Consider the following 24,702-nt stretch of genomic DNA (forward strand, 5'->3'; position numbering starts at 1 on the left):
CATTTATTGAGATTATTTTTCAGTAATCAGTGGTGCGTCGCAAAACCACCCTTGCGTCAGCCGGCGAGCATCGGATAAGTGAACAGGCCGAAATGCAGCAGATTCAGGCCGAAATGGGTGGCGATGGCCGCACCCAAGCCACCAAAACGGTAGACCAGACCATAGCCGACACCCGCTAGGCTCGCCAGCAACACCCATTGCCAGCCGGCGCCCACATGCACCAGGCCAAACAGCAGCGAGGCGAGGAGCAGGGCGAGGTTTTCACCGTAGGTCAGGTTTTTGAAATGCCGGGTCAGACCGCCCTGAATGTAGCCGCGGAAGAGCGCTTCCTCGACCAGCGTCACCAGCAGCAGGTTGTTCAGCGTCCATATCCAGCCTTGATCGGGCCACTTCGGGGCCCAACTGATCACGCCCAGTAACAGCGCGCCACCCAAGGCCAGCACGGCACTCAACGTCAGCCCCAGCGCGGTGGCATAGAGGGAAAGGCGCAGCGAATGCCGGCCGACAATCCATGGGCAAGCCAGCAAAAGCCAGAACCCGATCAGGGGTTTGTCCTGATTCAGGTACATGAAAAACGGCACGGCATCGTCGGTGAATCTCTGAGGGGCGAAACCACGGCCGTTGTAGAAACCGGGAAGCCAGTGCATCGCCAGTGCCAAAACCAGGACTAAGAACACCCCATGACCGAGGTAGCGCGCGATGGGGAGCTTTTGTTGGCGGACGGCGAAACCTGTGGCCAGCAACAATGCGACGGAGATTAGGGCCAGCCAGCCGAGGTGACCGTAGATCAGTGCCAGACCATAGCCGAGGGAGAGTAGGGCCAGGTAGTTCCATGGCAGAGCAAGCATGTGAAGTCCTTGTGTTCGAAAATTTGCAGGGCGACTCGGTCAATGTGGGAGCGAGCTTGCTCGCGATGGGGCTGTCATATCCAACATCAATGTTGCCTGACACTCCGCTATCGCGAGCAAGCTCGCTCCCACAGTGGTTTTGTGTTGGGCAAATATTTGTAATCAATGCCAAAGCAGTACGGGATTATAGGGACGTACGCGGCCCAAACAAAAACACCGCCCGAAGGCGGTGTCTGTGTCAGCAGTCTGTTACGAGGCAATCAACTGTCGCAACACGTAATGCAAAATCCCCCCCGATTTGAAGTACTCCACCTCATTCAGGGTATCGATCCGGCACAACACCTCGACTTTCTCGCGGCTGCCGTCTTCACGGGTGATCACCAGCGTGAGGTTCATCCGCGGCGTCAGCTCGACGCCGGTCAAACCCAGAATATCCAGCGTCTCCTTGCCGGTCAGGTTCAGGCTCTTGCGGTTCTGATCCAGCTTGAACTGCAACGGCAACACGCCCATGCCCACCAGGTTGGAGCGGTGAATCCGTTCGAAACTTTCGGCGATAACGGCTTTGACCCCCAGCAGATTGGTGCCCTTGGCCGCCCAGTCGCGACTCGAGCCGGTGCCGTATTCTTGCCCGGCAATCACCACCAGAGGCGTGCCCGAGGCTTGATAACGCATCGCCGCATCGTAGATCGGCATCCTCTCCCCGGTGGGAATGTAAATCGTATTGCCGCCTTCTTCACCGCTGAGCATCTCGTTACGAATGCGGATGTTGGCAAAGGTGCCGCGCATCATCACTTCGTGGTTGCCGCGCCGCGAGCCGTAGGAGTTGAAGTCCCGTGGTTCCACACCTTTCTCGCGCAGGTAATGGCCTGCCGGACTGTCGGCCTTGATGTTGCCGGCCGGAGAGATGTGATCGGTGGTCACCGAATCACCCAGCAGTGCGAGGACTCTGGCACCGCTGACGTCCTTGACCACCGGCGGCGGCCCGCCGATGTCATCGAAGAACGGTGGATGCTGGATGTACGTCGAATCGTCCTGCCAGACATACGTCGCCGCTTGCGGCACTTCAATCGCCTGCCATTGTTCATCGCCGGCAAACACTTCGGCGTATTCCTTGTGGAACATCGCGGTGTTGACCTGGTTCACCGCGTCGGCAATCTCTTTGGTGCTTGGCCAGATGTCCCGCAGATACACCAGATTGCCATCCTTGTCGGTACCTAAAGGCTCGCTGCTGATGTCGATGCGCACCGTGCCGGCCAGCGCATAGGCGACGACCAGCGGTGGGGAGGCCAGCCAGTTGGTTTTCACCAGGGGATGCACGCGACCTTCGAAGTTGCGGTTGCCCGACAGCACCGAGGCGACGGTCAGGTCGGCGGCCTGAATGGCTTTTTCGATCGGCTCCGCCAATGGCCCGGAGTTGCCGATGCAGGTGGTGCAGCCGTAGCCGACCAGGGCAAAACCCAGTTCATCAAGGTACTGGGTCAGGCCGGCAGCCTTGTAGTAGTCGGTGACCACTTTCGAGCCTGGGGCCAGCGAACTCTTGACCCACGGTTTGCGCTTGAGGCCTTTTTCCACGGCTTTCTTCGCCACCAGGCCGGCGGCCATCATCACGCTCGGGTTGGAGGTGTTGGTGCAGGAGGTGATCGCGGCAATCACCACTGCGCCGTTTTTCAATCGATACACCTGACCGTCGTATTCGTAGTCGGCTTCACCGGCCAGATCGGCATTGCCCACCGCGACGCCACCGCCGCCTTCACTTTCAAGTCGACCGACTTCCTTGCTGGTGGGTTTGAATTGCAGGTCGACGAAGTCACTGAACGCTTGCGCGACATTCGGTAGTGATACCCGGTCCTGTGGGCGTTTCGGCCCGGCAAGGCTGGCTTCGACGCTACCCATGTCCAGCGCCAGGCTGTCGGTGAACACCGGTTCCTGACCCGGCAGGCGCCACAGGCCCTGGGCTTTGCAGTAGGCCTCGACCAGTTTCACGGTCTCGCGGGTGCGACCGGATAAACGCAGGTATTCCAGGGTGATGTCATCCACCGGGAAAAAGCCGCAGGTGGCACCGTACTCCGGGGCCATGTTGGCGATGGTCGCGCGGTCGGCCAGCGGCAGATCGGCGAGGCCGTCACCGTAGAACTCGACGAATTTGCCGACCACGCCTTTCTTGCGCAGCATTTGGGTGACGGTCAGCACCAGGTCGGTGGCGGTGATGCCTTCCTTGAGCTTGCCGGTGAGTTTGAAGCCGATCACTTCCGGGATCAGCATCGACACCGGTTGGCCCAGCATCGCCGCTTCCGCTTCGATCCCGCCGACGCCCCAGCCGAGTACGCCGAGGCCGTTGATCATGGTGGTGTGGGAGTCGGTGCCGACCAGGGTGTCGGGGAAGGCATAGGTGCGGCCGTCCTCGTCCTTGGTCCAGACCGTGCGCCCCAGGTATTCCAGATTCACCTGGTGGCAGATGCCGGTGCCCGGCGGCACCACGCTGAAGTTGTCGAAGGCGCTTTGGCCCCAGCGCAGGAATGCATAACGTTCACCGTTGCGCTGCATTTCGATGTCGACGTTCTGTTCGAAGGCGCTGGCGCTGGCGAATTTGTCGACCATCACCGAGTGGTCGATCACCAGATCCACGGGGGAGAGCGGGTTGATTCGCTGCGGGTCGCCGCCGGCCTTCGCCATCGCGGCACGCATGGCGGCCAGATCGACCACGGCAGGAACGCCGGTAAAGTCCTGCATTAGTACCCGCGCGGGACGGTATTGAATTTCACGGTCGGAGCGACGTTCCTTGAGCCACGCGGCAATCGCCCTGAGGTCGGCGCCGGTGACGGTTTTTTCATCTTCCCAGCGCAGCAGGTTTTCCAGCAGCACTTTCAACGACATTGGCAGCTTGTCCAGGTCGCCCAGGCTTTTGGCGGCATCCGGCAAGCTGAAATAGTGATAGGTCTTGTCGTCAACTTGTAAGGTTTTAAGGGTTTTCAGGCTATCGAGGGACGGCATTGAAATGACTCCTTTGAGTCCGCACGGCTACGGACTGAGGGAACGAACAGAGGTTTAAACCTAGTCCTGTTTGGTGCTTAAGGCTAATAACTGGACTCTATGGCTGAGTCCAAGGTTCCGAACTCAGCTATCATGCGCCCGTTTTCGTGACAGGCTTTGCTTCAACGCAAGTCTGGGCATCGCGCAGTGGTTGAATTTCTCGCCATCTGCCCAGGAGTAAGAATGAACACCCTCTTTATGCATTGCCGGCCGGGCTTCGAAAGCGAAGTCTGCTCCGAGATTTCCGAACACGCCGCGCGGCTGAACGTGGCCGGTTATGCCAAGGCCAAGAACGCCAGCGCCTGCGCCGAATTCATCTGCACCGAAGAAGACGGCGCCGAGCGCCTGATGCGTGGTCAGCGTTTCGCCGATCTGATCTTCCCGCGCCAGTGGGCTCGCGGGATCTTCATCGATCTGCCGGAAACCGACCGCATCAGTGTGATCCTCGCGCACATGGCGGACTTCCCGCTGTGCGGCAGCCTGTGGCTGGAAATGGTCGACACCAACGATGGCAAGGAATTGTCGAATTTCTGCAAGAAGTTCGAAGGGCACCTGCGCAAGGCGCTGATGGCCGCTGGCAAACTGGTTGAAGATGCCCACAAACCGCGTCTGCTGCTGACCTTCAAAAGTGGCCGCGAAGTGTTCATGGGGCTGGCCGAGTCGAACAACTCGGCGATGTGGCCGATGGGCATTCCGCGGCTGAAGTTTCCGCGTGAAGCGCCGAGCCGTTCGACGCTGAAACTGGAAGAGGCGTGGCACCACTTCATCCCTCGCGATCAGTGGGATGAGCGTCTGCACAGCGACATGACCGGCGTCGACCTCGGTGCCGCACCCGGCGGCTGGACCTGGCAACTGGTCAACCGCGGCATGCTGGTCACCGCGATCGACAACGGCCCGATGGCTGAAAGCCTGATGGACACCGGTCTGGTGCAACACTTGATGGCCGACGGTTTCACCTTCAAGCCCAAGCAACCGGTGGACTGGATGGTCTGCGACATCGTCGAGAAACCGGCGCGCAACGCCGCGATGCTGGAAGAGTGGATTGGCGAGGGGCATTGCCGCGAAGCGGTGGTCAACCTCAAACTGCCGATGAAACAGCGTTACGCCGAAGTGAAGCGCTTGCTGGAACGCATTGCCGACGGGTTCAAGGAGCGCGGCATTCGGGTCGAGATCGGCTGCAAGCAGCTGTATCACGACCGTGAAGAAGTGACCTGCCACCTACGCCGGATCGACGTAAAGAAACCCAAGTCCCGCTGAGCCCGACATTAACCGACACGCAAATGCGCGCTGGAACCCTGTAGGAGCGAGGCTTGCCCGCGAAGGCCGCGCTGCGGTTCTACAGATACACCGCGCTGCGCCTTTCGCGGGCAAGCCTCGCTCCTACAGGGCGATAGACGACAGATGACGTTAAACCCGGCAATGCGCGACAATGCCGGCAAGTTTCAGGAGTGAATCATGAGTGAAATGATTGATACGCCGGTTGACGGCACCCTCGACGCCACCGGCCTCAACTGCCCGGAACCGGTGATGATGCTGCACCAGCACATTCGTGACCTGGTGCCCGGCGGCCTGCTCAAGGTGATCGCCACCGACCCGTCGACCCGTCGCGACATTCCCAAATTCTGCGTGTTTCTCGACCACGAACTGGTCGCGCAGCACGAAGTGGCAGGCACCTACCTCTACTGGATCCGCAAGAAACTCGCTTAACCCGCCGACTGACTGATGCGGATCCGCTTGCGTGCACTGCGCGTCAGGCGGATCGACAGCATCAGCGCCGCACAACTCAAGCCCACGATCAAACCCTGCCACAGCCCGCTCGGGCCGCTCGGTGCACCGAACCAATCGGTCAGGCCCAGCGCGTAACCCACCGGCAACCCAATCCCCCAGTAAGCGAACAGCGTCAGGATCATCGTCACCCGAGTGTCCTGATAGCCGCGCAACGCGCCGGCAGCCGTCACCTGGATCGCATCGGAAAACTGGAACAGCGCCGAATACACAATCAGCATTGCCGCGACATGAATCACCGTCGGGTCGGCGGTATAGATCGTTGCGATGTGTTCACGCAGCAACAGCATCATGCTCGCGGAAATACACGCATAGGCCAGCGCCGTGCCCATGCCGACACCGGCAGCGAAACGGGCTTCTCGCGGTTCCTGACGGCCGAGCGCCTGGCCGACCCGCACGGTCACGGCCATGCCGAGGGAGTAGGGGATCATGAACACCAGCGAGCTGAAGTTCAGCGCGATCTGGTGCCCGGCTACTACCGTCGCGCCGAGGCTGCCGATCAGCAGCGCAATCACCGCGAAGATGCTCGACTCGGCGAACACCGCGATGCCGATCGGCAGGCCGATGCCCAGCAGGCGTTTGATCACCGACCACTGCGGCCAGTCGAAACGGCTGAACAACTCACTCGACTGATACGCCGGTGCCCAGCGCTCCCACCCGGCCATGCCCAGGGCCATCACCCACATCACGATCGCCGTGGCCCAGCCGCAACCTACACCGCCCATGGCCGGCACACCAAAGTGGCCATAGATGAAGACGTAGTTCAGCGGAATGTTCAATGCCAGTCCGCACAGACCCAGCACCATGGCCGGACGTGTGCGCCCCAGGCCGTCACTGAAACAGCGCAGCACATGGTAGAACGCGACGGCGGGCAACCCACTGGCGATGCCATGCAGGTACTGCATGCACGGGCCGATCAACTCGGGGTCGACCTTCATGATGTGCAGAATCGGTTCGGCGCTGAACAGCATGCCGGTCGCCATCAAGCCCACCACCAATGCCAGCCACAGTGCCTGGCGCACGATCGGGCCGATCTCGCTGTGGGTGCCGGCGCCGAAACGCTGGGCGACTTTCGGGGTAGTAGCCAGCAGCGTGCCGGTCATCAACAGAAACACCGGCACCCAAATCGAGTTGCCCAGCGCCACCGCCGCCAGATCCCGTGGCCCGACCCGGCCCGCCATCACCGCATCGACGAAGCCCATCGCGGTGGTCGCCAGTTGCGCGATCATGATCGGCAAGGCCAGGCCGAGCAGGTTTTTCAGCTCCAGGCGAACCCGGGCCGGACGGGTGAGGGAAATAGCGGCGGGGCGGTCAGTCACGGAATTCAAGGGCGAAACGTCCAAAGATGTTGATGCGCAAGGCGGCGCATTCTACGCCCTGACGCAGTGGTCAGGAAAAGTCCTGTGTTGCGGATTTGTAATCGACGTCCGGACGTTGCGACAACGCGGTCCCTGTAGCAGCTGGCGAAGCCTGCGTTCGGCTGCGTAGCAGTCGTGAAATCGGATTATGCGGTGATTCAGGAATGCCGCGCGTTCAGGTCTCGCGACTGCTACGCAGCCGAACGCAGGCTTCGCCAGCTGCTACAGGGGCTGTGCAATGCCCGCTGGCCCACTACGGTCATCTCCGCCTACACTGCCGATCCCTCAAAGGAGCCTGCCATGCTGATTGTTGCCGACGAAAATATCCCGCTGCTCGATGCCTTCTTCGAAGGTTTCGGTGAAATCCGCCGGGTGCCGGGACGTTCCATTGACCGCGCCACCGTCGAACAGGCCGATGTACTGCTGGTGCGCTCGGTGACCAACGTTAACCGTGCGTTGCTCGAAGGCAGCAAGGTACGCTTTGTCGGCACCTGCACCATCGGTACCGATCACCTGGATCTGGATTACTTTCAGCAGGCCGGCATCACCTGGTCCAGCGCGCCCGGCTGCAACGCCCGAGGCGTGGTCGACTACGTGCTCGGCAGTCTGCTGACCCTGGCCGAAATCGAAGGCGTCGACCTGACTCAACGCACCTACGGCGTCGTGGGTGCCGGTGAAGTGGGCGGCCGCTTGGTTAAGGTTCTGCAAGGTCTGGGCTGGAAGGTGCTGGTCTGCGATCCGCCAAGGCAAGCCGCAGAAGGTGGCGATTACGTCAGTCTCGAACAGATCATCGAACAGTGCGACGTCATCAGCCTGCACACGCCGTTGAAGAAACACGGCGCCCAGTCCACCTGGCATCTGTTCGATAAAAACCGTTTGAACCAGCTCAAGTCCGGCACCTGGCTGATCAACGCCAGTCGTGGACCGGTGGTCGACAACGCCGCGCTGCGCCAGGTGCTGCTGCAACGCGAAGACCTGCAAGCAGTGCTGGACGTCTGGGAAGGCGAGCCTGAGGTCGATGTGGCACTGGCCGAACTCTGCGTGCTGGCGACGCCGCACATTGCCGGTTACAGCCTCGACGGCAGACAGCGTGGCACCGCACAGATTTATCAGGCGTATTGCGATTTTCTCGGGCAATCGGCCCAGATCAGCTTGAACGATTTGCTGCCCGCACCCTGGTTGTCGCAAGTGACCTTGAACGCTAACAGCGATCCGGCCTGGTCGCTGGCCATGTTGTGCCGTGGCGTGTACGACCCGCGCCGCGACGATGCGGATTTCCGTCGCAGCCTTGTCGGCAATGTGAATGAGCAGCGTGCGGCATTTGATTCACTGCGCAAGCATTATCCGCTGCGGCGTGAGATTGATGGGTTAGCGGTACGGATCGATGGGGATTCGCCGGTATTGCAGCAGATCGTGTTGGCACTTGGCGCAACGGCTGTCTAGAAACCGATTCGGCCCTATCGCGATATCTGGATAATCATCCATAAAAAACCCGGCCATCAGAGGCCGGGTCAAGAAGACGGTGGCTATATCACTTTTGTTCGGCAGGCTTGACCAATCGCTTTTCCAGTTCGCGGCAAGCGTCCTGGATCATGCCTTCAGTGATCGGTACTTCGCGCCCATCCTTATCGATAATCGAGCAACCCAGAGACTGGTCTGGCTGTGTGCGGATCACTTCAATCTTGTCTTCGCTGCTGTTTTGCAAGGACATGGCCTGTCTCCTCATCAGGTTGTGTGCTTACTATAGAACCGCCAAGTGACCGGGCTGTGACAACTCCCTGCGATCTTTCCTGGGCGGCAACATCAGTCCACCAGAAATAACGCGGTGCTGCCACCCGGACTTTAGACCAATACCGTCTAGGGCCTAGGCTTTGCGGTCATATTTAACCTGACTCATTATGATTTACAGCGTTCAAGCCCATCGACCGGTGTAGGCTTGATCGCGTCAAACCCTACTGGTTGCGCCATCGAATGATCTCCATCCTCTCGTCCCGTCAACGGCGCGCCATGCGCCTGGCCCTGCGTTTCATCGCGCCTTATCGCTGGCCGGCCGTCGGTGCCTTGCTCGCATTGATCGTCACGGCTGGCATCACCTTGTCCATGGGGCAGGGGATTCGCCTGCTGGTGGATCAGGGTTTCATGACCCAGTCGCCGCATTTGCTCAACCAGTCCATCGGTCTGTTTATGTTGCTGGTGGTGGGGCTGGCGATTGGCACCTTCGCGCGTTTTTACCTGGTCTCATGGATCGGTGAACGCGTTGTCGCGGACATCCGTCGTCAGGTGTTCAATCATCTGATTTATCTGCACCCAGGGTTCTACGAAGACAACCGTAGCTCCGAGATCCAGTCGCGGTTAACCGCTGACACCACGCTGCTGCAATCGGTGATCGGCTCGTCTCTGTCGCTGTTTTTGCGCAATCTGTTGATGGTGATCGGCGGGATCGTCCTGCTGTTTATCACCAACCCCAAGCTCACCAGCATCGTGGTGGTCGCGTTGCCGTTGGTGATCGCGCCGATCCTGATTTTCGGCCGTCGGGTGCGTAGCCTGTCACGCCTGAGCCAGGACCGGATTGCCGATATCGGCAGCTATGTTTCCGAAACCCTGGGCCAGATCAAAACCGTGCAGGCCTACAACCATCAGGTCCAGGACGAGCAGCGCTTTGCCGCAACCGTGGAGGAGGCTTTCAACACCGCTCGCAAGCGGATTTTCCAGCGGGCCTGGCTGATTACCCTGGTGATCGTGCTGGTGCTTGGCGCGGTCGGGGTGATGCTCTGGGTCGGCGGAATGGATGTCATTGCCGGGCGGATTTCCGCGGGCGAGCTGGCGGCGTTTGTGTTTTACAGCCTGATCGTCGGCAGCGCATTCGGCACGTTGAGCGAAGTGATCGGCGAACTGCAACGTGCCGCCGGCGCCGCCGAGCGGATAGCCGAGTTGCTGCGCTCGGAGAACATTATCCAGCCACCGACCACTGGCCTGGTGACCTTGCCCGAACGGGTGAAGGGTGACCTGGTGCTGCAAGACGTGCGCTTTTCCTACCCGTCGCGTCCTGAAAGCTATGCAGTCGACGGTTTGAATCTGACGATCAATGCTGGTGAAACCCTCGCGTTGGTCGGGCCCTCCGGTGCCGGCAAGTCGACGGTGTATGACTTACTGCTGCGCTTTTACGACCCGGCCGAAGGACGCATCCTGCTCGATGGCGTGCCGCTGACTCAACTCGATCCATTGGACCTGCGCCGCTGCTTCGCCCTGGTCTCGCAATCCCCGGCGCTGTTCTTTGGCAGCATCGAAGAGAACATCCGCTACGGCAACCCGACGGCAACCCTGGCCCAGGTTCAGGAAGCGGCGAAAATCGCTTACGCCCACGACTTCATCGAACAAATGCCCAACGGCTACCAGACCCACCTTGGTGACGGTGGCCTCGGTTTGTCCGGCGGCCAACGTCAACGCCTGGCCATCGCCCGGGCGCTACTGGTGGACGCGCCGATACTGCTGCTGGACGAAGCCACCAGCGCCCTCGACGCCCAGAGCGAACACCTGATCCAGCAAGCCCTGCCGAGCCTGATGAAAAACCGCACCACCCTGGTCATCGCCCACCGACTGGCCACGGTGAAAAACGCTGACAGGATCGCGGTGATGGACCAAGGGAAACTGGTGGCGGTGGGGACTCATCAGGAGTTGATTGCGAGTAACGCGCTGTATGCGCGGTTGGCGGCGTTGCAGTTCAGTGATGGGCACAGCGCTCTCACCGACCCGGTAACCGACTAAGTAACCGACCCGGTAGAGCCCAAAAAAATGCCCGCATCAATCGATGCGGGTATTTTTGTCAGTGCTTCAAAGCAGGCTCATTGATCGTCAAAGTAACGCTCATGCCAATCCACCAGCGGTTGCGGTGAGTTGAGCTTCTGGCCATAGATCACCGAGTACGACAGCACGTTTTGTACGTACTGGCGGGTTTCGTCGAACGGAATGCTTTCCACCCAGACGTCAAAGCTCAGGTGGTCCGCGCCGCGCAGCCACTGACGTACGCGACCCGGGCCGGCGTTATAGGCGGCGGAGGCGAGGACGCGGTTGCCGTTGAACTGGCTGTGGACCTGGCTCAGGTAAGCGGCGCCGAGCTGGATGTTCTTGTCCGGGTCCAGCACTTGCTGCGGCGAGGCCAGCGGGATGCTGAACTTGCGCGCGGTTTCCTTGGCGGTGCCGGGCATCAGTTGCATCAGGCCGCTGGCGCCGACGCCGGAGCGGGCGTCGTCCATGAAAGCACTTTCCTGGCGGGTGATAGCGAACACCCAGCTCGAGTGCAGGCCGCGAACCTTGGCTTCACGCACCATTGTTTCGCGGTGGGCCATCGGGAAGCGGATGTCCAGGTCGTCCCAGTACTGCGCCTGACTGATGGTGCGGATTGCCGGGAAATACCATTTCAGGTCGTAGGCCAGTTTCGCCTGGGCAACCATTTCGTCCCGACTGAAGTGGCGGCTGACGTGGTACCACTCACGGCGACCGTCGACGATCTGTCCACGAGCGTGAAACTCAAGCGCCCGACGCACGCCCGGTGTATTGCGCACCTTGTTGATCAGTGCCTGGCTCAGCACCAGTGGTTTGTTGACCAGCGAATAGGGTAACTGCGAGCGATCAGCGGCAAGGAAACCGTAGAAATCACGCTCGCGGGCGAGGCCCTTATACAGCGTCTGCGCTTCCGGGTTCTGCGGTTGCGCCAGTTCCAGACTTCGGGCTTGCCAATAGCGCCAGCGGTTGGTGGTTGCCAGATCCTGCGGCAAGCGGCGAGTCAGTTGATAGGCGTCGTCCCAGCGGGCCAGGCGCAGCAGCAGACGCAGGCGCCATTCGGAAACCGTGTTGTCTCGCAATTCCGGGTCGTACTTGGTCATCACGTCCAGCGCGCGGCTGTCGAAACGTCGTGCGAGGGTCAAGCCGATTTCACGGGCGATGGCCACTTTCTCATCACGGGAGAAGTGCATGCTGCTGGCGTAACCGTCGAGCAGCTCCATGGCCTTGTCCGGGTCTTGCTTGGCCAAGCGGCGCAGGCCAAGGCTGACCACGTCAGACATCGGCTCATCGGCCGGGGTGAAGCGCGACGGCTGGTTGAGCAGTTCGGGTTTTTGCGCCACATCAATCAGCAAACGACCACGAGGGGCGAGGGTGGTCAGGCCGTTGACCAGGCTGTTGGCCAGCGGATAGTTACGCGCCTGGGCGGCAAGTTTGGTGCGCTCCCAGCGTTTTTGCTCGGTCAACTGGCCTTCGGCAGCCCATTGCCCGAACAGCGCATCGCACGCGGCGGGTTGGGATTTGCCGGTCAGCCAGAGTCTATTGGCGTTGGCGTAACCTTCGGCTTTCTGGTTATGCCCGATCTGATACTGCGCGTTCAGGCAGTCCAGTTCGGTGAAATTGAGCTTGGGGTCGTAGTACCTGACGAAGGTCGCCCAGTCGCCGCGTTCGGCCAACCAACGCAACCAGCGCAACTTCATCCAGTTGGCCTGGGGCAGGTCACCGTGCTCGGCGAGGAATTTCTCGATTTCGGCATTGCTCGCGGTTTTAAGGCGGGCGGTCAGTTCGTCATACGCCAGGTACGGCTCCAGCGGGTAATCGCTGAGGGCCTGGCTGTAGCGGAAATAAGGACCGGTATCCCCTTTGGCGAGGGCACGCTTGGCTTCATCGTAATACTGACGCTGGGTGGACAGGTCCACTGCCTGGGCGGTTTGAACGGCAGTGGCAGACAAAAGAAAACAGGATAAAAGACTGAAAAGGCGACTGCGCATGAGACGTCCGGGCAGAGAAATCATGACAAGTGCGGGCATGGCCTGCACTGAATTGTCTGTAGCTTAGCCTTTTGCCAGCAGCGGGCGAAAGCTTTGCCGGCCTGTCAGCATCAGTTCGCAACATTTGTCATGCAGAGTGTCGCGAAGGTGAAATTGCCGGCCTTCTGAAGCCTCAAGTCAGGTAGAATGCGCGCCCGGTTTTTGGAGAAGCTCATGACCCTGCTCAAATTCAGCGATGTGTCCCTTGCTTTCGGCGCTATGCCGTTGTTGGACAAGGTGTCCTGGCAGATCGCCCGTGGTGAGCGGGTGTGCATCATCGGCCGCAATGGCACTGGCAAGTCCAGCATGATGAAGCTCGTCAAGGGCGACCAGAAGCCTGACGAAGGCTCCGTTTGGCGCGCACCTGGCCTCAAGATTGGCGAATTGCCGCAAGAATTGCCGGTAGCCGACGAGCGGACCGTGTTCGACGTGGTGGCCGAAGGCCTGGACGGTGTCGGCGAGCTACTCGCGCAGTATCACCACCTCAGCCAGAACATCGTCACCGACGCCGACCTGGACAAACTGATGCACGTCCAGCACGACCTCGAAGCCCGCGATGGCTGGCGTTTGCAGCAACTGGTCGACAGCACCTTGAGCCGTCTGCAGTTGCCGGCCGACAAGACCCTCGCCGAATTGTCCGGCGGCTGGCGTCGTCGCGTCCTGCTGGCTCAGGCTCTGGTGTCCGAACCCGATCTGTTGCTGCTCGACGAGCCGACCAACCACCTGGACATCGGTGCAATTGCCTGGCTCGAAGAAGCGCTGAAGGATTTCCAGGGCGCCGTGCTGTTCATCACGCACGACCGCTCATTCCTGCAAAACCTCGCCACCCGCATCCTGGAACTGGATCGCGGCGGCCTGATTGACTGGAACGGCGACTACGCCAGCTTCCTCGTGCACAAAGAAGCCTCGCTGGCCGCTGAAGAAACCGCCAACGCACTGTTCGACAAAAAACTGGCCCAGGAAGAAGTCTGGATCCGTCAGGGCATCAAGGCGCGCCGCACCCGTAACGAAGGCCGCGTGCGCGCACTGAAAGCGTTGCGCGTCGAGCGCAGCGAACGTCGCGAGCGCACCGGCAAGGCCAACATTCAGCTGGACACCGCTGACAAGTCCGGCAAGCAGGTGATGGTCCTCGAGAACGTGAGCTTCGCTCACCCGGGCGGCCCGTTCCTGATCAAGGATTTCTCGATGGTCCTGACGCGCGGCGACCGTATTGGTCTGCTGGGCGCCAACGGTACCGGCAAAACCACACTGCTGAAGCTGATGCTCAGCGGTCTGCAGCCAACCAGCGGCACAGTGGAAGAGGGGACGCGTATCGACGTGGCTTACTTCGACCAGTTGCGCCATCAGCTGGACCTGGAAAAGACCGTAATTGACAACGTTGCGGAAGGTCGCGACTTCATCGATATCGATGGTCAGAGCCGTCACGTGCTGAGCTACCTCGGCGATTTCCTGTTCAGCCCGCAGCGTGCCCGCACGCCGGTCAAGGCGCTGTCAGGTGGTGAACGTGCGCGTCTGTTGTTGGCGAAACTGTTCAGCAAACCGGCGAACCTGCTGGTCCTCGACGAACCGACCAACGACCTCGACGTCGAAACCCTCGAGTTGCTGGAAGAGGTCCTGCTGACCTTCAACGGCACCGTGCTGATGGTCAGCCACGACCGGGCATTCCTCGACAACGTGGTCACCAGCACCCTGGTCTTCGAAGGTGAAGGCAAGGTTCGCGAATACGTCGGTGGTTATCAGGACTGGCTGCGTCAGGGCGGCTCGCCGCGCCTGTTGGGCGTGACCGAGAGCAAGTCCGGCAAAGCCGACCTGACCTCTGCGGTCGTGACGGCCGAAGCTGCGCCAGTTGCTGCTGTCGTCGAAGTGCCGGTGGCGAAGAAGAAGCTCAGCTACAAGTTGCAGCGTGAGCTGGAAATGTTGCCGGGCCAGATCGAAGCCATGGAACAGCAGATCGTTACCGTTGAGGCGCAAATGGCCGACGCCGGTTTCTATCAGCGTCCTGCTGCCGAGACCGCTGCAGTGATCGCTCAGTTGGAGCAGTTGCAGGCTGAACTCGACGTAATGGTCGAGCGCTGGGCCGAGCTGGATGCCTGATTGATCCTGCTATAAAAAAGCCCGGCGTTCAGTGATGAGCGCCGGGCTTTTTGCAGGAGCTGTGGTTTAACTTTTGATCAGGCGCACCGCGAGCACATCACAGGGCGCACCATGCAGCACGTCATTGGCAGTCGAGCCCAGCAGCAATGCCAGGCCGTGTCGGCCATGGCTGCCCACCACGATCAGGTCGCAGGTTTGTTCCTTGGCCAGGTGGTGGATCTCCTGGCGTGGCTGGCCGTAGGTCAGGTGGCTGTATTCTTTGGAGAGTTCCGGATACTTCACGATCAGCCGGTCCAGGCGTTCTTTGGCCTGATCGAACTGCTGTTGTTGCAGTTGTGACAGGTCCATGGGGACGTCACCACCAAAGGCCATGGCCATTGGCTCGACAATGTGCACCAGGGACAGCTTCGCCCCGTTGCTCACCGACAGTTCGCGAGCGCGGTGGATTACAGGATCGCACTCTTCGGTTAGATCTACAGCGACCAGAATGTGGTTGTAGGGCATGAGGTGCTCCTCCTGAGGGTTGCAATATTGGTAAGTATGGCTGGTTTCAAGCGCATTGTTTTCAAAGTGACTCAATGCGCTCATCAAGAATCGGGAGTACAGATATGACGGTCTGGATAGTGGTGTCAATCATGTTGGTGGTACTGAGTCCACTGGCATGGTTGCGGCCGTCGCGCCACCAAAGCGGCCGCATGGCCCTGCGCATGGAGGCGCGACGCATCGGATTGGCGATGCAACTGGCGCCTCAGGAGTGGCCACACTGGCTGAGCCAGGAGCCGCCGAGCCCTTGCGCCCAGTACCATCGGCCGCGGCGTGGCAATCGCCCGGCGTGCTGGAGTTACTGGCAAAAAGCGCCGGGTGTGTGGGTCAATCAGTGGCAGGAGGTCTGCGAGGAGCCTGCGCTACTGATTCATTTCGAAAAGTTGCCAGACAACGTTTACAAGGTCGAAGCAGACAAGCAGATGATCACGTTGTATTGGGGCGAGAAGGGCGAAGCGACGGTTTTGCAGGATATTGATGCGGTGCTGAAAGCGCTGGCATAAATCGCGGAAATTTCGCGCCGCAATGGCGCGAAACGTCCGGCAGACAGGCAATAAAAAGCCCGACATCATCATCGGGCTGGAGTTGGCCAGGCAGGCCGGAAATTCTGTGTGGCGCTGATATTACGCCGGGCATTCGCCGAAAGCGTTGATGTTTTTTCCTCAAGGTCCCGCCAGCGTAGCTTGTTAAACAACGGCTGCAGCGAATTAGGGCGACTTTTCTAACTATTGATCCTATGAATGGCCTCACATGCAGCCGTGTGTTGCAGGTCTTCGTGTTACGGAAATGACCGGAAAGTCGAGTTTCAACCCGTATTTTGGGCGATTGACAATTGTCGGAAATTCCGTGAAGGTGACGTACCCAAATCAAACGGGCGTATGAATTGAGCGTTTGTATTACAAACCGCTCCTACAGAATCCCGACTATCGCGTTGGCGGGTGTGCCGGGTGGATGGGCGTAGCATTGACGTTAAACGTCCCTGCCGAGCCCTTCGCCTGCGTCCGACGTGTACTGTTCAGCTTCCATATCGTGGAGATCAGTTGATGATTTACGAAGGTAAAGCCATCACGGTTAAGGCTCTTGAAAGTGGCATCGTCGAATTGAAATTCGACCTCAAGGGTGAGTCCGTCAACAAGTTCAACCGTCTAACCCTGAACGAACTGCGTCAGGCCGTAGACACCATCAAGGCAGATGCTTCGATCAAGGGTGTGATCGTCAGCAGTGGCAAGGACGTATTCATCGTCGGCGCCGACATCACCGAATTTGTCGAGAACTTCAAGCTGCCTGATGCAGAGCTTGTTGCTGGCAACCTGGAAGCCAACAAGATTTTCAGCGATTTCGAAGACCTCAACGTCCCGACTGTCGCCGCGATCAACGGCATCGCCCTGGGTGGCGGTCTGGAAATGTGCCTGGCGGCGGACTACCGCGTCATGTCCACCAAGGCCAAGATCGGTCTGCCGGAAGTCAAACTGGGCATCTACCCAGGCTTCGGCGGTACCGTGCGCCTGCCGCGCATCATCGGTGCCGACAACGCCATCGAATGGATTGCCGCCGGCAAGGAAAACCGTCCTGACGACGCGCTGAAAGTCGGCGCAGTCGACGCAGTGGTTGCCCCTGAGAAACTGCAGGAAGCGGCCCTGGAGCTGATCAAGCGCGCCATCTCCGGCGAGTTCGACTACAAGGCCAAGCGTCAGCCGAAGCTCGAAAAGCTCAAGCTCAACGCCATCGAACAAATGATGTCGTTCGAAACCGCCAAGGGTTTCGTGGCCGGTCAAGCGGGCCCGAACTACCCGGCACCGGTCGAAGCGATCAAAACTATCCAGAAAGCCGCGAACTTCGGTCGCGACAAGGCACTGGAAGTCGAAGCCAACGGTTTCGTCAAACTGGCCAAGACCTCTGCCGCGCAGAGCTTGATCGGTCTGTTCCTGAACGATCAGGAGCTGAAGAAAAAGGCCAAGGCCTACGACGAAATCGCCAAGGACGTGAAGCAGGCTGCCGTATTGGGCGCTGGCATCATGGGTGGCGGTATCGCTTATCAGTCGGCCTCCAAAGGTACGCCGATCCTGATGAAAGACATCAACGAGCACGGCATCGAGCAAGGTCTGGCCGAAGCTGCCAAATTGCTGGTGGGCCGCGTTGATAAAGGTCGCATGACCCCGGCGAAAATGGCCGAAGTGCTCAATGGCATTCGTCCGACCCTGTCCTACGGTGATTTCGGTCACGTCGACCTGGTCGTCGAAGCCGTTGTCGAGAACCCAAAGGTCAAGCAAGCCGTCCTGGCCGAAGTCGAAGACAAAGTCAAAGAGGACACCATCCTCGCGTCCAACACCTCGACCATTTCCATCACCTTGCTGGCCAAAGCCCTCAAGCGTCCGGAAAACTTCGTCGGCATGCACTTCTTCAACCCTGTGCACATGATGCCGCTGGTTGAAGTGATCCGTGGCGAGAAGTCCAGCGAAGTGGCCGTTGCCACCACCGTTGCCTACGCCAAGAAAATGGGCAAGAACCCGATCGTCGTCAACGACTGCCCGGGCTTCCTGGTCAACCGCGTGCTGTTCCCGTACTTCGGCGGTTTCGCCAAGCTGGTCAGCGCCGGCGTGGACTTCGTCCGCATCGACAAGGTCATGGAAAAATTCGGCTGGCCGATGGGCCCGGCATACCTGATGGACGTGGTCGGCATCGACACCGGTCACCATGGTCGTGACGTCATGGCTGAAGGCTTCCCGGACCGCATGAAAGACGATCGCCGTTCGGCCGTCGACGTGCTCTACGAAGCCAAGCGCCTGGGCCAGAAGAACGGCAAGGGCTTCTACGCCTACGAGACCGACAAGCGCGGCAAGCAGAAGAAAGTCGCCGATCCGTCGGTACTGGAAGTGCTCAAGCCGATCGTTTTCGAACAGCGCGAAGTCACTGACGAAGACATCATCAACTGGATGATGATCCCGCTGTGCCTGGAAACCGTGCGTTGCCTGGAAGACGGCATTGTCGAAACCGCTGCCGAAGCCGACATGGGTCTGGTCTACGGTATTGGTTTCCCTCCATTCCGTGGCGGTGCGCTGCGCTACATCGATTCGATCGGTGTTGCAGAGTTCGTTGCCCTGGCTGACCAGTACGCTGATTTGGGCGCGCTGTACCACCCGACCGCAAAACTGCGTGAAATGGCCAAAACCGGCCAGCGGTTCTTCGGTTAAGCGCCCCCAACTAGAGTGAGAGTGAATATATGAGCTTGAATCCTAGAGACGTCGTGATTGTCGACTTCGGTCGTACTCCGATGGGCCGCTCCAAGGGCGGCATGCACCGTAACACCCGTGCCGAAGACATGTCGGCGCACCTGATCAGTAAACTGCTGGAACGCAACGTCAAGGTTGATCCGAGCGAAGTCGAAGACGTGATCTGGGGCTGTGTGAACCAGACCCTGGAGCAGGGCTGGAACATCGCCCGCATGGCGTCCCTGATGACTCAGATCCCGCACACTGCTGCCGGCCAGACCGTCAGCCGTCTGTGTGGTTCGTCGATGAGCGCTCTGCACACTGCTGCGCAAGCGATCATGACCGGCAACGGTGACGTGTTCGTGGTTGGCGGCGTCGAGCATATGGGGCACGTCAGCATGATGCACGGCGTCGATCCGAACCCGCACATGTCTCTGTACGCGGCGAAAGCCTCGGGCATGATGGGTTTGACCGCTGAAATGCTGGGTAAAATGCACGGCATTACTCGCGAACAACAGGACGCTTTCGGCGTGCGCTCCCACCAGCTCGCTCACAAGGCGACACTGGAAGGCAAGTTCAAAGACGAAATCATCCCGATGCAGGGCTACGACGAGAACGGTTTCCTGAAACTGTTCGACTACGACGAAACCATTCGTCCGGAAACTACCCTGGAAAGCCTGGCGGCGCTGAAGCCAGCGTTCAACCCAAAGGGCGGCACCGTGACAGCCGGTACTTCGTCGCAAATCACCGATGGTGCTTCGTGCATGATCGTGATGTCGGCGCAGCGTGCACAGGACCTGGGTATTCAGCCTATGGCGGTGATTCGTTCGATGGCAGTGGCAGGTGTGGACCCGGCAATCATGGGCTATGGTCCAGTACCGGCCACACAAAAAGCACTGAAGCGCGCGGGTCTTGGCATTAACGATATCGACTTCTTCGAGCTCAACGAAGCTTTCGCCGCACAGGCCCTGCCAGTGCTGAAAGATTTGAAAGTACTCGACAAGATGAACGAGAAGGTTAACCTGCACGGCGGTGCGATCGCCCTGGGTCACCCGTTCGGTTGCTCCGGTGCACGTATCTCCGGCACTCTGTTGAACGTGATGAAGCAAAATGGCGGCACCTTCGGGGTAGCCACCATGTGCATTGGTCTCGGCCAAGGCATCTCCACCGTCTTCGAACGCGTTTAAGCGTTTCGTTGAAGGAAGCCGGGGCCAAGTGCCCCGGTTTTTGTTTTTCTGAATTTATTTTTGTTTTTATTTTGAAAAGATTTGAGCGAGGGCCAAACCATGCCGATACAACCTGGGCTCTACCAACATTACAAAGGTCCGCAGTACCGCGTATTCAGTGTTGCGCGGCATTCGGAAACCGAAGAAGAAGTGGTCTTCTACCAAGCCCTGTATGGCGATTACGGCTTTTGGGTGCGTCCCTTGAGCATGTTCCTGGAGTCGGTCGAGGTTGACGGCGAACAGGTGCCACGCTTTGCTTTGGTGCAAGCCGAACCAAGCCTTTTTTCCAAGCCATAAGCTGAGTGCGCGCAATACCCTGCGCTTGACCTCACCTTGTAGCCACTATATATAGCGGTGCCGCGTCAGGCGCCAACCGCCTTTCACTTCTAGAATTCAGGAATTTTCTGATCCATGGGCAAATCGCTGGTCATTGTGGAATCCCCGGCTAAGGCCAAGACCATCAACAAGTATCTGGGTAACCAATACGTGGTGAAGTCGAGTATCGGCCATATCCGAGACCTGCCCACCAGCGGTTCGGCTAGCGCCAGCAAAGAGCCAGCCGCCAAGCGCGGCAAGGCCGCCGCGGGTGAAGGTCCGGTGCTCACGCCGAAAGAGAAGGCGCGCAAGCAGCTGGTCTCGCGCATGGGTGTCGATCCCGATCATGGCTGGAAAGCCAAGTACGAGATCCTCCCTGGCAAGGAAAAGGTCATCGAAGAGCTGCGCCGGCTCGCCAAAGATGCTGACACCATCTATCTCGCAACCGACTTGGATCGCGAGGGGGAAGCTATTGCCTGGCACCTGCGCGAAGCCATCGGTGGTGATGACAGCCGCTACAAGCGCGTGGTGTTCAACGAAATCACCAAGAAAGCGATCCAGGAAGCCTTCTCCAAACCGGGCGAGCTGGACATCGATCGAGTAAACGCCCAACAGGCGCGTCGTTTCCTCGACCGCGTGGTGGGTTACATGGTTTCGCCACTGCTGTGGGCCAAAGTGGCTCGTGGTCTGTCCGCCGGTCGCGTGCAGTCGGTAGCCGTGAAGCTGGTGGTTGAGCGTGAGCGTGAAATCCGCGCGTTCAACCCGGAAGAGTACTGGGAAGTTCACGCCGACCTCGGCACCGCCAAGGGCGCCACCGTGCGCTTTGATGTCGCTCGCGAGAAAGGGGAAGCCTTCAAGCCGCTTAACGAAGCCCAGGCCATGGCCGCGCTGGAGAAGCTCAAGGCTTCCAGCTACAGCATCGTCAAGCGCGAAGACAAACCGACCAGCAGCAAGCCGTCGGCACCGTTCATCACGTCCACTCTGCAACAGGCCGCGAGTAACCGCCTGGGCTTCGGCGTGAAGAAAACCATGATGATGGCCCAGCGTCTGTACGAAGCCGGCTACATCACTTACATGCGTACCGACTCCACCAACCTCTCGGCCGATGCCGTGACGATGGCGCGTACTTATATTGAAGGCGAGTTCGGCAAGAAGTACCTGCCGGAAAACCCGAATGTCTACAGCAGCAAGGAAGGCGCACAGGAGGCTCACGAAGCGATTCGTCCGTCCGACGCCAACACCGAGCCAAGCAAGCTGTCGGGCATGGAGCGTGATGCCGAGCGGCTCTACGAGCTGATCTGGCGCCAGTTCCTCGCTTGCCAGATGCTGCCGGCCCAATACCTGTCGACCACTGTCACCGTCGGTGCCGGTGACTTCGAGTTGCGCGCCAAGGGCCGCATCCTGAAGTTCGACGGTTACACCCGCGTCATGCCGCAAATTGCCAAGCCAGGCGATGACGACGTGCTGCCGGACATGGCTCAGGGCGACGCGATGAAGCTGATCAAGCTTGATCCGACCCAGCACTTCACCAAGCCGCCAGCGCGTTACTCGGAAGCGAGCCTGGTTAAAGAAATGGAAAAACGCGGCATCGGTCGTCCTTCGACCTATGCGGCGATCATTTCGACCATCCAGGATCGTGGCTACGTAGCGCTGCACAACCGTCGTTTCTACTCGGAAAAGATGGGCGACATCGTTACCGAACGTCTGGCCGAGAGTTTCTCCAATCTGATGGACTACGGCTTCACCGCCGGCATGGAAGAGAACCTCGATGACGTGGCTCAGGGCGAGCGCGACTGGAAAAACGTGCTCGACGAGTTCTACGGCGACTTCAAGAAGAAACTCGAAGTAGCCGAAAGCGCCGAAGGCGGCATGCGCGCCAACCAACCGGTGATGACTGATATTCCGTGTGTGCTATGCGGTCGTCCGATGCAGATTCGTACCGCCTCGACCGGCGTGTTCCTCGGCTGCTCGGGCTACAGCCTGCCACCGAAAGAGCGCTGCAAGGCCACGGTCAACCTGGTGCCGGGCGACGAAATCGCGGCGGACGACGAGGGTGAGTCGGAGTCCCTGGTCCTGCGTGGCAAGCATCGCTGCCCGATCTGCAGCACGGCGATGGACGCTTACCTGCTGGATGAGAAGCGCAAGCTGCACATCTGCGGTAACAACCCGGATTGCGACGGTTACGAAATCGAAGAAGGCAGCTACCGCATCAAGGGCTACGAAGGTCCGAGCCTGGAATGCGACAAGTGCGGCAGCGAGATGCAGCTCAAAACCGGCCGTTTCGGCAAGTTCTTCGGTTGTACTAATGCGACGTGCAAGAACACCCGCAAACTGCTGAAAAGCGGTGATGCAGCGCCGCCGAAGATGGATCCGGTGAAGATGCCTGAGCTGAAATGCGAAAAGGTCAACGACACTTACATCCTGCGCGACGGTGCTTCCGGCCTGTTCCTGGCGGCCAGTCAATTCCCGAAAAACCGCGAGACGCGTGCTCCGCTGGTCATGGAAATTGTGCCGCACAAGGATGAGATCGATCCGAAGTACCACTTCCTCTGCGAAGCACCGAAGAAAGATCCGGACGGTCTGCCTGCTGTGATCCGTTACAGCCGTAAAACCAAAGAGCAGTACGTACAGACTGAAGTCGACGGTAAGCCGACTGGCTGGAAAGCGTACTACGATGGCGGCAAGTGGACGGTTGAAGACAAGCGCCCGGCGAAGACCGCCAAGGCTTAACAGGTGCTGTACTGAAAAGGCCGCATGACAACCCTCAGGTTTTCATGCGGCCTTTTTGTTTTGTGCTTGCGGTGAACTCGGATGATCCACGACACTGTCTGACCTGCGTGAAGCAATTATTTCGTTGTGGAGGCTGCCGTCATGGCCCACGAACTCTATACCCGTACCAACCAGAAGATTTACTTCGCCGGCCTGTCGCTGGAAGCGCTCGCCAGAGCCGAAGAGGGGCGGGCGATGAACTCCCTGGCGCTGATCCAGGCCGGACGCGAGTCAGCCTTGTTTCACCTGTACGGTGCGTTGCTGGGACTGTGCCATGAAATCGCCGGTTTCTATCGCTTACCTCAGGCCAATGCGCCTCGGGCCGAGTTATTACTAACTCGCGAAGTGCTTGAAACTATCGCGATTCCGGAAATGGCCGAGATGGTCGAGTTGGCCAATAATCCGGAAACCTGGCTGGCCAAACTGCTTGCAGCCCATGCTGCACTGTTTCAGCCGCCACGGGCGCCGCACAAGCCTAAGGGTGACGTGACGCAGCCGCTGATCCTGGCCGTTAACCTGGATGAAGAAGAGGCGTCACAAGAGCTGAGCCGGGAAGAACTGGAGAGCTGGCGCCAGAACCTCAAAGGGTTGGCGATTCGGTTTCGCGAAGGCCTGAACGAGTGCTGAGCACATAATCGCATCGGACACCGCGTTACATTGATCTCTTCAGGGATGAAGCATGTCTTCCATTTTGCACAACAAAAAACTGCGTCAGTTAATTGAACAGTCGGACGCCCGTGTCGAAGCGGCCACCAGTGCCGCCGATCTGCTCGAGGTGATAAAGCAGCTCAGCGCTTTTGGTGCGCCTCTGGAGTTCGATAACGCCACGCCCAGGTTATTTCGCAATATCGGTTTTGGATTTGTTGCCGCCACCGTTCTTTTCGTACCTTTTGTCGTACTGGGCATCGCTTTTCTATTGGGTGGCTGGCTTGTCATGGATCACAGGTCCGGTGTGATCGACGCACTTTCCAAAAAAATCATCCATAAATCTTCAATGCTCGCCTATGGGTTAAGGGCGTCGTACAGCCCGGATGTGCAAGTGCTGGAGAGCTTGGGTGGGGAGTTCAAGGACTTCCATCGAGGCTCCTACAGCCGACAGATTTTGAAATCGGTTCAAGGTACTTACCTTGGCGCGGTTCATGAGTTGCCTTTCACTTATCAGCACTTGCAGTACGTTGATCGCGAAAGTTACAAGACCACCGTGCCAGACGGGGCGGGCGGTACCAAGGTTGAAACCAAGACGGTTGACCGCGAGTTTGCCCGGTACAGCCTGGTACTGGATTTTCCGTGGGTCGAGAATGTGGCCGTGCGCGGCGACACGCATGTGGGGGTGGATCTTGAGGAGACTCTGGATACAGCATCCAGTGAATTCAATAGCGCGTTTCACCTGACAGGCATTACCCAGATGGCCTGTGCCGTTTTTGCCAAGCCCGCGACGGTGCTGCACCTACTGCAACTCGCTCAGCAATTGAGCGATGTCAATCTGGAGTTCTCGGAACATGGGCGGCTGTGCCTGAGTTTCAGCGATGCTGGATTGCTTGCGCCAAACGCAACCGAGGGGATTAGAAATCTGCCGGCCTTTGAGCAGCTCGTCGAAACGGGTATTCGCCTGCCTCGTCTGGACTTCTTGCTGTCGTGGGTCCACCGACTGGCTGAATTTCATGACGATAACTTCGCGCTTTCCCCGAAACCTTTAAAAAACATGGAGTATTAAA

At 59.1% G+C, this 24,702-nt stretch carries 18 protein-coding genes; 12 read left to right on the forward strand and 6 right to left on the reverse strand.

Going from position 1 to position 24,702, the window contains the following annotated elements; genetic code table 11:
* Positions 1 to 56 precede the first annotated feature (56 nt).
* Together ABH912_RS30555 and acnA are read right to left on the reverse strand one after the other, a co-directional pair.
* A complete protein-coding gene (locus tag ABH912_RS30555) occupies positions 57 to 848 on the reverse strand; it encodes a CPBP family glutamic-type intramembrane protease (RefSeq protein WP_429512568.1) in 792 nt (263 codons plus the stop codon).
* Positions 849 to 1,097: 249 nt separating this feature from the next.
* On the reverse strand, positions 1,098 to 3,839 hold the full coding sequence (gene acnA, locus ABH912_RS30560) for an aconitate hydratase AcnA (protein ID WP_033055645.1): 2,742 nt from the start codon (positions 3,837 to 3,839) through the stop codon (positions 1,098 to 1,100).
* 222 nt (positions 3,840 to 4,061) lie between these two features.
* Between acnA and rlmM the strand changes: the two genes are divergently transcribed.
* Positions 4,062 to 5,135, forward strand: coding sequence for a 23S rRNA (cytidine(2498)-2'-O)-methyltransferase RlmM (rlmM, locus tag ABH912_RS30565; protein ID WP_429512570.1), 1,074 nt, complete (start codon positions 4,062 to 4,064; stop codon positions 5,133 to 5,135).
* A 198-nt stretch (positions 5,136 to 5,333) separates the two neighbouring features.
* Positions 5,334 to 5,585: a sulfurtransferase TusA gene (gene tusA, locus ABH912_RS30570; RefSeq protein WP_033055641.1), complete on the forward strand. Its 252-nt coding sequence runs from the start codon at positions 5,334 to 5,336 to the stop codon at positions 5,583 to 5,585.
* On the opposite strand, the gene ABH912_RS30575 is transcribed toward tusA, so the two are convergent.
* Positions 5,582 to 6,991: an MATE family efflux transporter gene (locus ABH912_RS30575; RefSeq protein WP_033055639.1), complete on the reverse strand. Its 1,410-nt coding sequence runs from the start codon at positions 6,989 to 6,991 to the stop codon at positions 5,582 to 5,584. The two genes, tusA and ABH912_RS30575, sit on opposite strands and share 4 nt — an antisense overlap.
* Before the next feature lie 330 nt (positions 6,992 to 7,321).
* Between ABH912_RS30575 and pdxB the strand changes: the two genes are divergently transcribed.
* Positions 7,322 to 8,464, forward strand: coding sequence for a 4-phosphoerythronate dehydrogenase PdxB (gene pdxB / locus ABH912_RS30580; RefSeq protein WP_429512572.1), 1,143 nt, complete (start codon positions 7,322 to 7,324; stop codon positions 8,462 to 8,464).
* An 88-nt stretch (positions 8,465 to 8,552) separates the two neighbouring features.
* Here the strand turns inward: pdxB and ABH912_RS30585 are convergent, their stop codons facing one another.
* On the reverse strand, positions 8,553 to 8,732 hold the full coding sequence (locus ABH912_RS30585) for a PA1571 family protein (protein WP_033061931.1): 180 nt from the start codon (positions 8,730 to 8,732) through the stop codon (positions 8,553 to 8,555).
* A gap of 260 nt (positions 8,733 to 8,992) precedes the next feature.
* Here ABH912_RS30585 and ABH912_RS30590 point away from each other — a divergent pair, with 260 nt between their 5' ends.
* Entirely contained in the window at positions 8,993 to 10,786 is a 1,794-nt protein-coding gene (locus tag ABH912_RS30590; protein WP_429512573.1) for an ABC transporter transmembrane domain-containing protein, read from the forward strand.
* 77 nt (positions 10,787 to 10,863) lie between these two features.
* Here the strand turns inward: ABH912_RS30590 and ABH912_RS30595 are convergent, their stop codons facing one another.
* Complete coding sequence (locus ABH912_RS30595; RefSeq protein ID WP_429512574.1) at positions 10,864 to 12,792, reverse strand: transglycosylase SLT domain-containing protein; 1,929 nt, start codon at positions 12,790 to 12,792, stop codon at positions 10,864 to 10,866.
* A gap of 213 nt (positions 12,793 to 13,005) precedes the next feature.
* On the opposite strand from ABH912_RS30595, the gene ABH912_RS30600 reads away from it, so the two are divergent.
* Entirely contained in the window at positions 13,006 to 14,925 is a 1,920-nt protein-coding gene (locus ABH912_RS30600) for an ATP-binding cassette domain-containing protein (RefSeq protein ID WP_429512576.1), read from the forward strand.
* A gap of 66 nt (positions 14,926 to 14,991) precedes the next feature.
* On the opposite strand, the gene ABH912_RS30605 is transcribed toward ABH912_RS30600, so the two are convergent.
* Positions 14,992 to 15,429 (reverse strand): universal stress protein, encoded by a 438-nt coding sequence (locus ABH912_RS30605; RefSeq protein ID WP_008151425.1) that lies wholly within the window; start codon positions 15,427 to 15,429, stop codon positions 14,992 to 14,994.
* Positions 15,430 to 15,533: 104 nt separating this feature from the next.
* Between ABH912_RS30605 and ABH912_RS30610 the strand changes: the two genes are divergently transcribed.
* The 7 genes from ABH912_RS30610 to ABH912_RS30640 all read left to right on the forward strand — a co-directional run bounded on the left by ABH912_RS30610 (position 15,534) and on the right by ABH912_RS30640 (position 24,701).
* Positions 15,534 to 15,971 (forward strand): hypothetical protein, encoded by a 438-nt coding sequence (locus ABH912_RS30610; protein WP_033061927.1) that lies wholly within the window; start codon positions 15,534 to 15,536, stop codon positions 15,969 to 15,971.
* Between the two features lie 540 nt (positions 15,972 to 16,511).
* On the forward strand, positions 16,512 to 18,659 hold the full coding sequence (fadB, locus tag ABH912_RS30615) for a fatty acid oxidation complex subunit alpha FadB (RefSeq protein WP_033061926.1): 2,148 nt from the start codon (positions 16,512 to 16,514) through the stop codon (positions 18,657 to 18,659).
* A gap of 29 nt (positions 18,660 to 18,688) precedes the next feature.
* Positions 18,689 to 19,864, forward strand: a complete 1,176-nt coding sequence (gene fadA, locus ABH912_RS30620) for an acetyl-CoA C-acyltransferase FadA (protein WP_008007076.1) — start codon at positions 18,689 to 18,691, stop codon at positions 19,862 to 19,864.
* Between the two features lie 99 nt (positions 19,865 to 19,963).
* The gene (locus tag ABH912_RS30625) at positions 19,964 to 20,200 is read left to right on the forward strand and encodes a DUF1653 domain-containing protein (protein ID WP_007953059.1); all 237 of its coding nucleotides are present in this window, start codon (positions 19,964 to 19,966) and stop codon (positions 20,198 to 20,200) included.
* Positions 20,201 to 20,314: 114 nt separating this feature from the next.
* Positions 20,315 to 22,948, forward strand: a complete 2,634-nt coding sequence (gene topA, locus ABH912_RS30630) for a type I DNA topoisomerase (RefSeq protein WP_033061924.1) — start codon at positions 20,315 to 20,317, stop codon at positions 22,946 to 22,948.
* A gap of 141 nt (positions 22,949 to 23,089) precedes the next feature.
* Positions 23,090 to 23,614, forward strand: a complete 525-nt coding sequence (locus ABH912_RS30635) for a DUF6586 family protein (RefSeq protein ID WP_033061922.1) — start codon at positions 23,090 to 23,092, stop codon at positions 23,612 to 23,614.
* Positions 23,615 to 23,666: 52 nt separating this feature from the next.
* Positions 23,667 to 24,701, forward strand: a complete 1,035-nt coding sequence (locus ABH912_RS30640) for a hypothetical protein (protein WP_429512579.1) — start codon at positions 23,667 to 23,669, stop codon at positions 24,699 to 24,701.
* Position 24,702 lies beyond the last annotated feature (1 nt).

Source organism: Pseudomonas sp. BT76 TE3572, assembly GCF_050435365.1.
In the GTDB taxonomy this organism is placed as follows: domain Bacteria; phylum Pseudomonadota; class Gammaproteobacteria; order Pseudomonadales; family Pseudomonadaceae; genus Aquipseudomonas; species Aquipseudomonas fluorescens_W.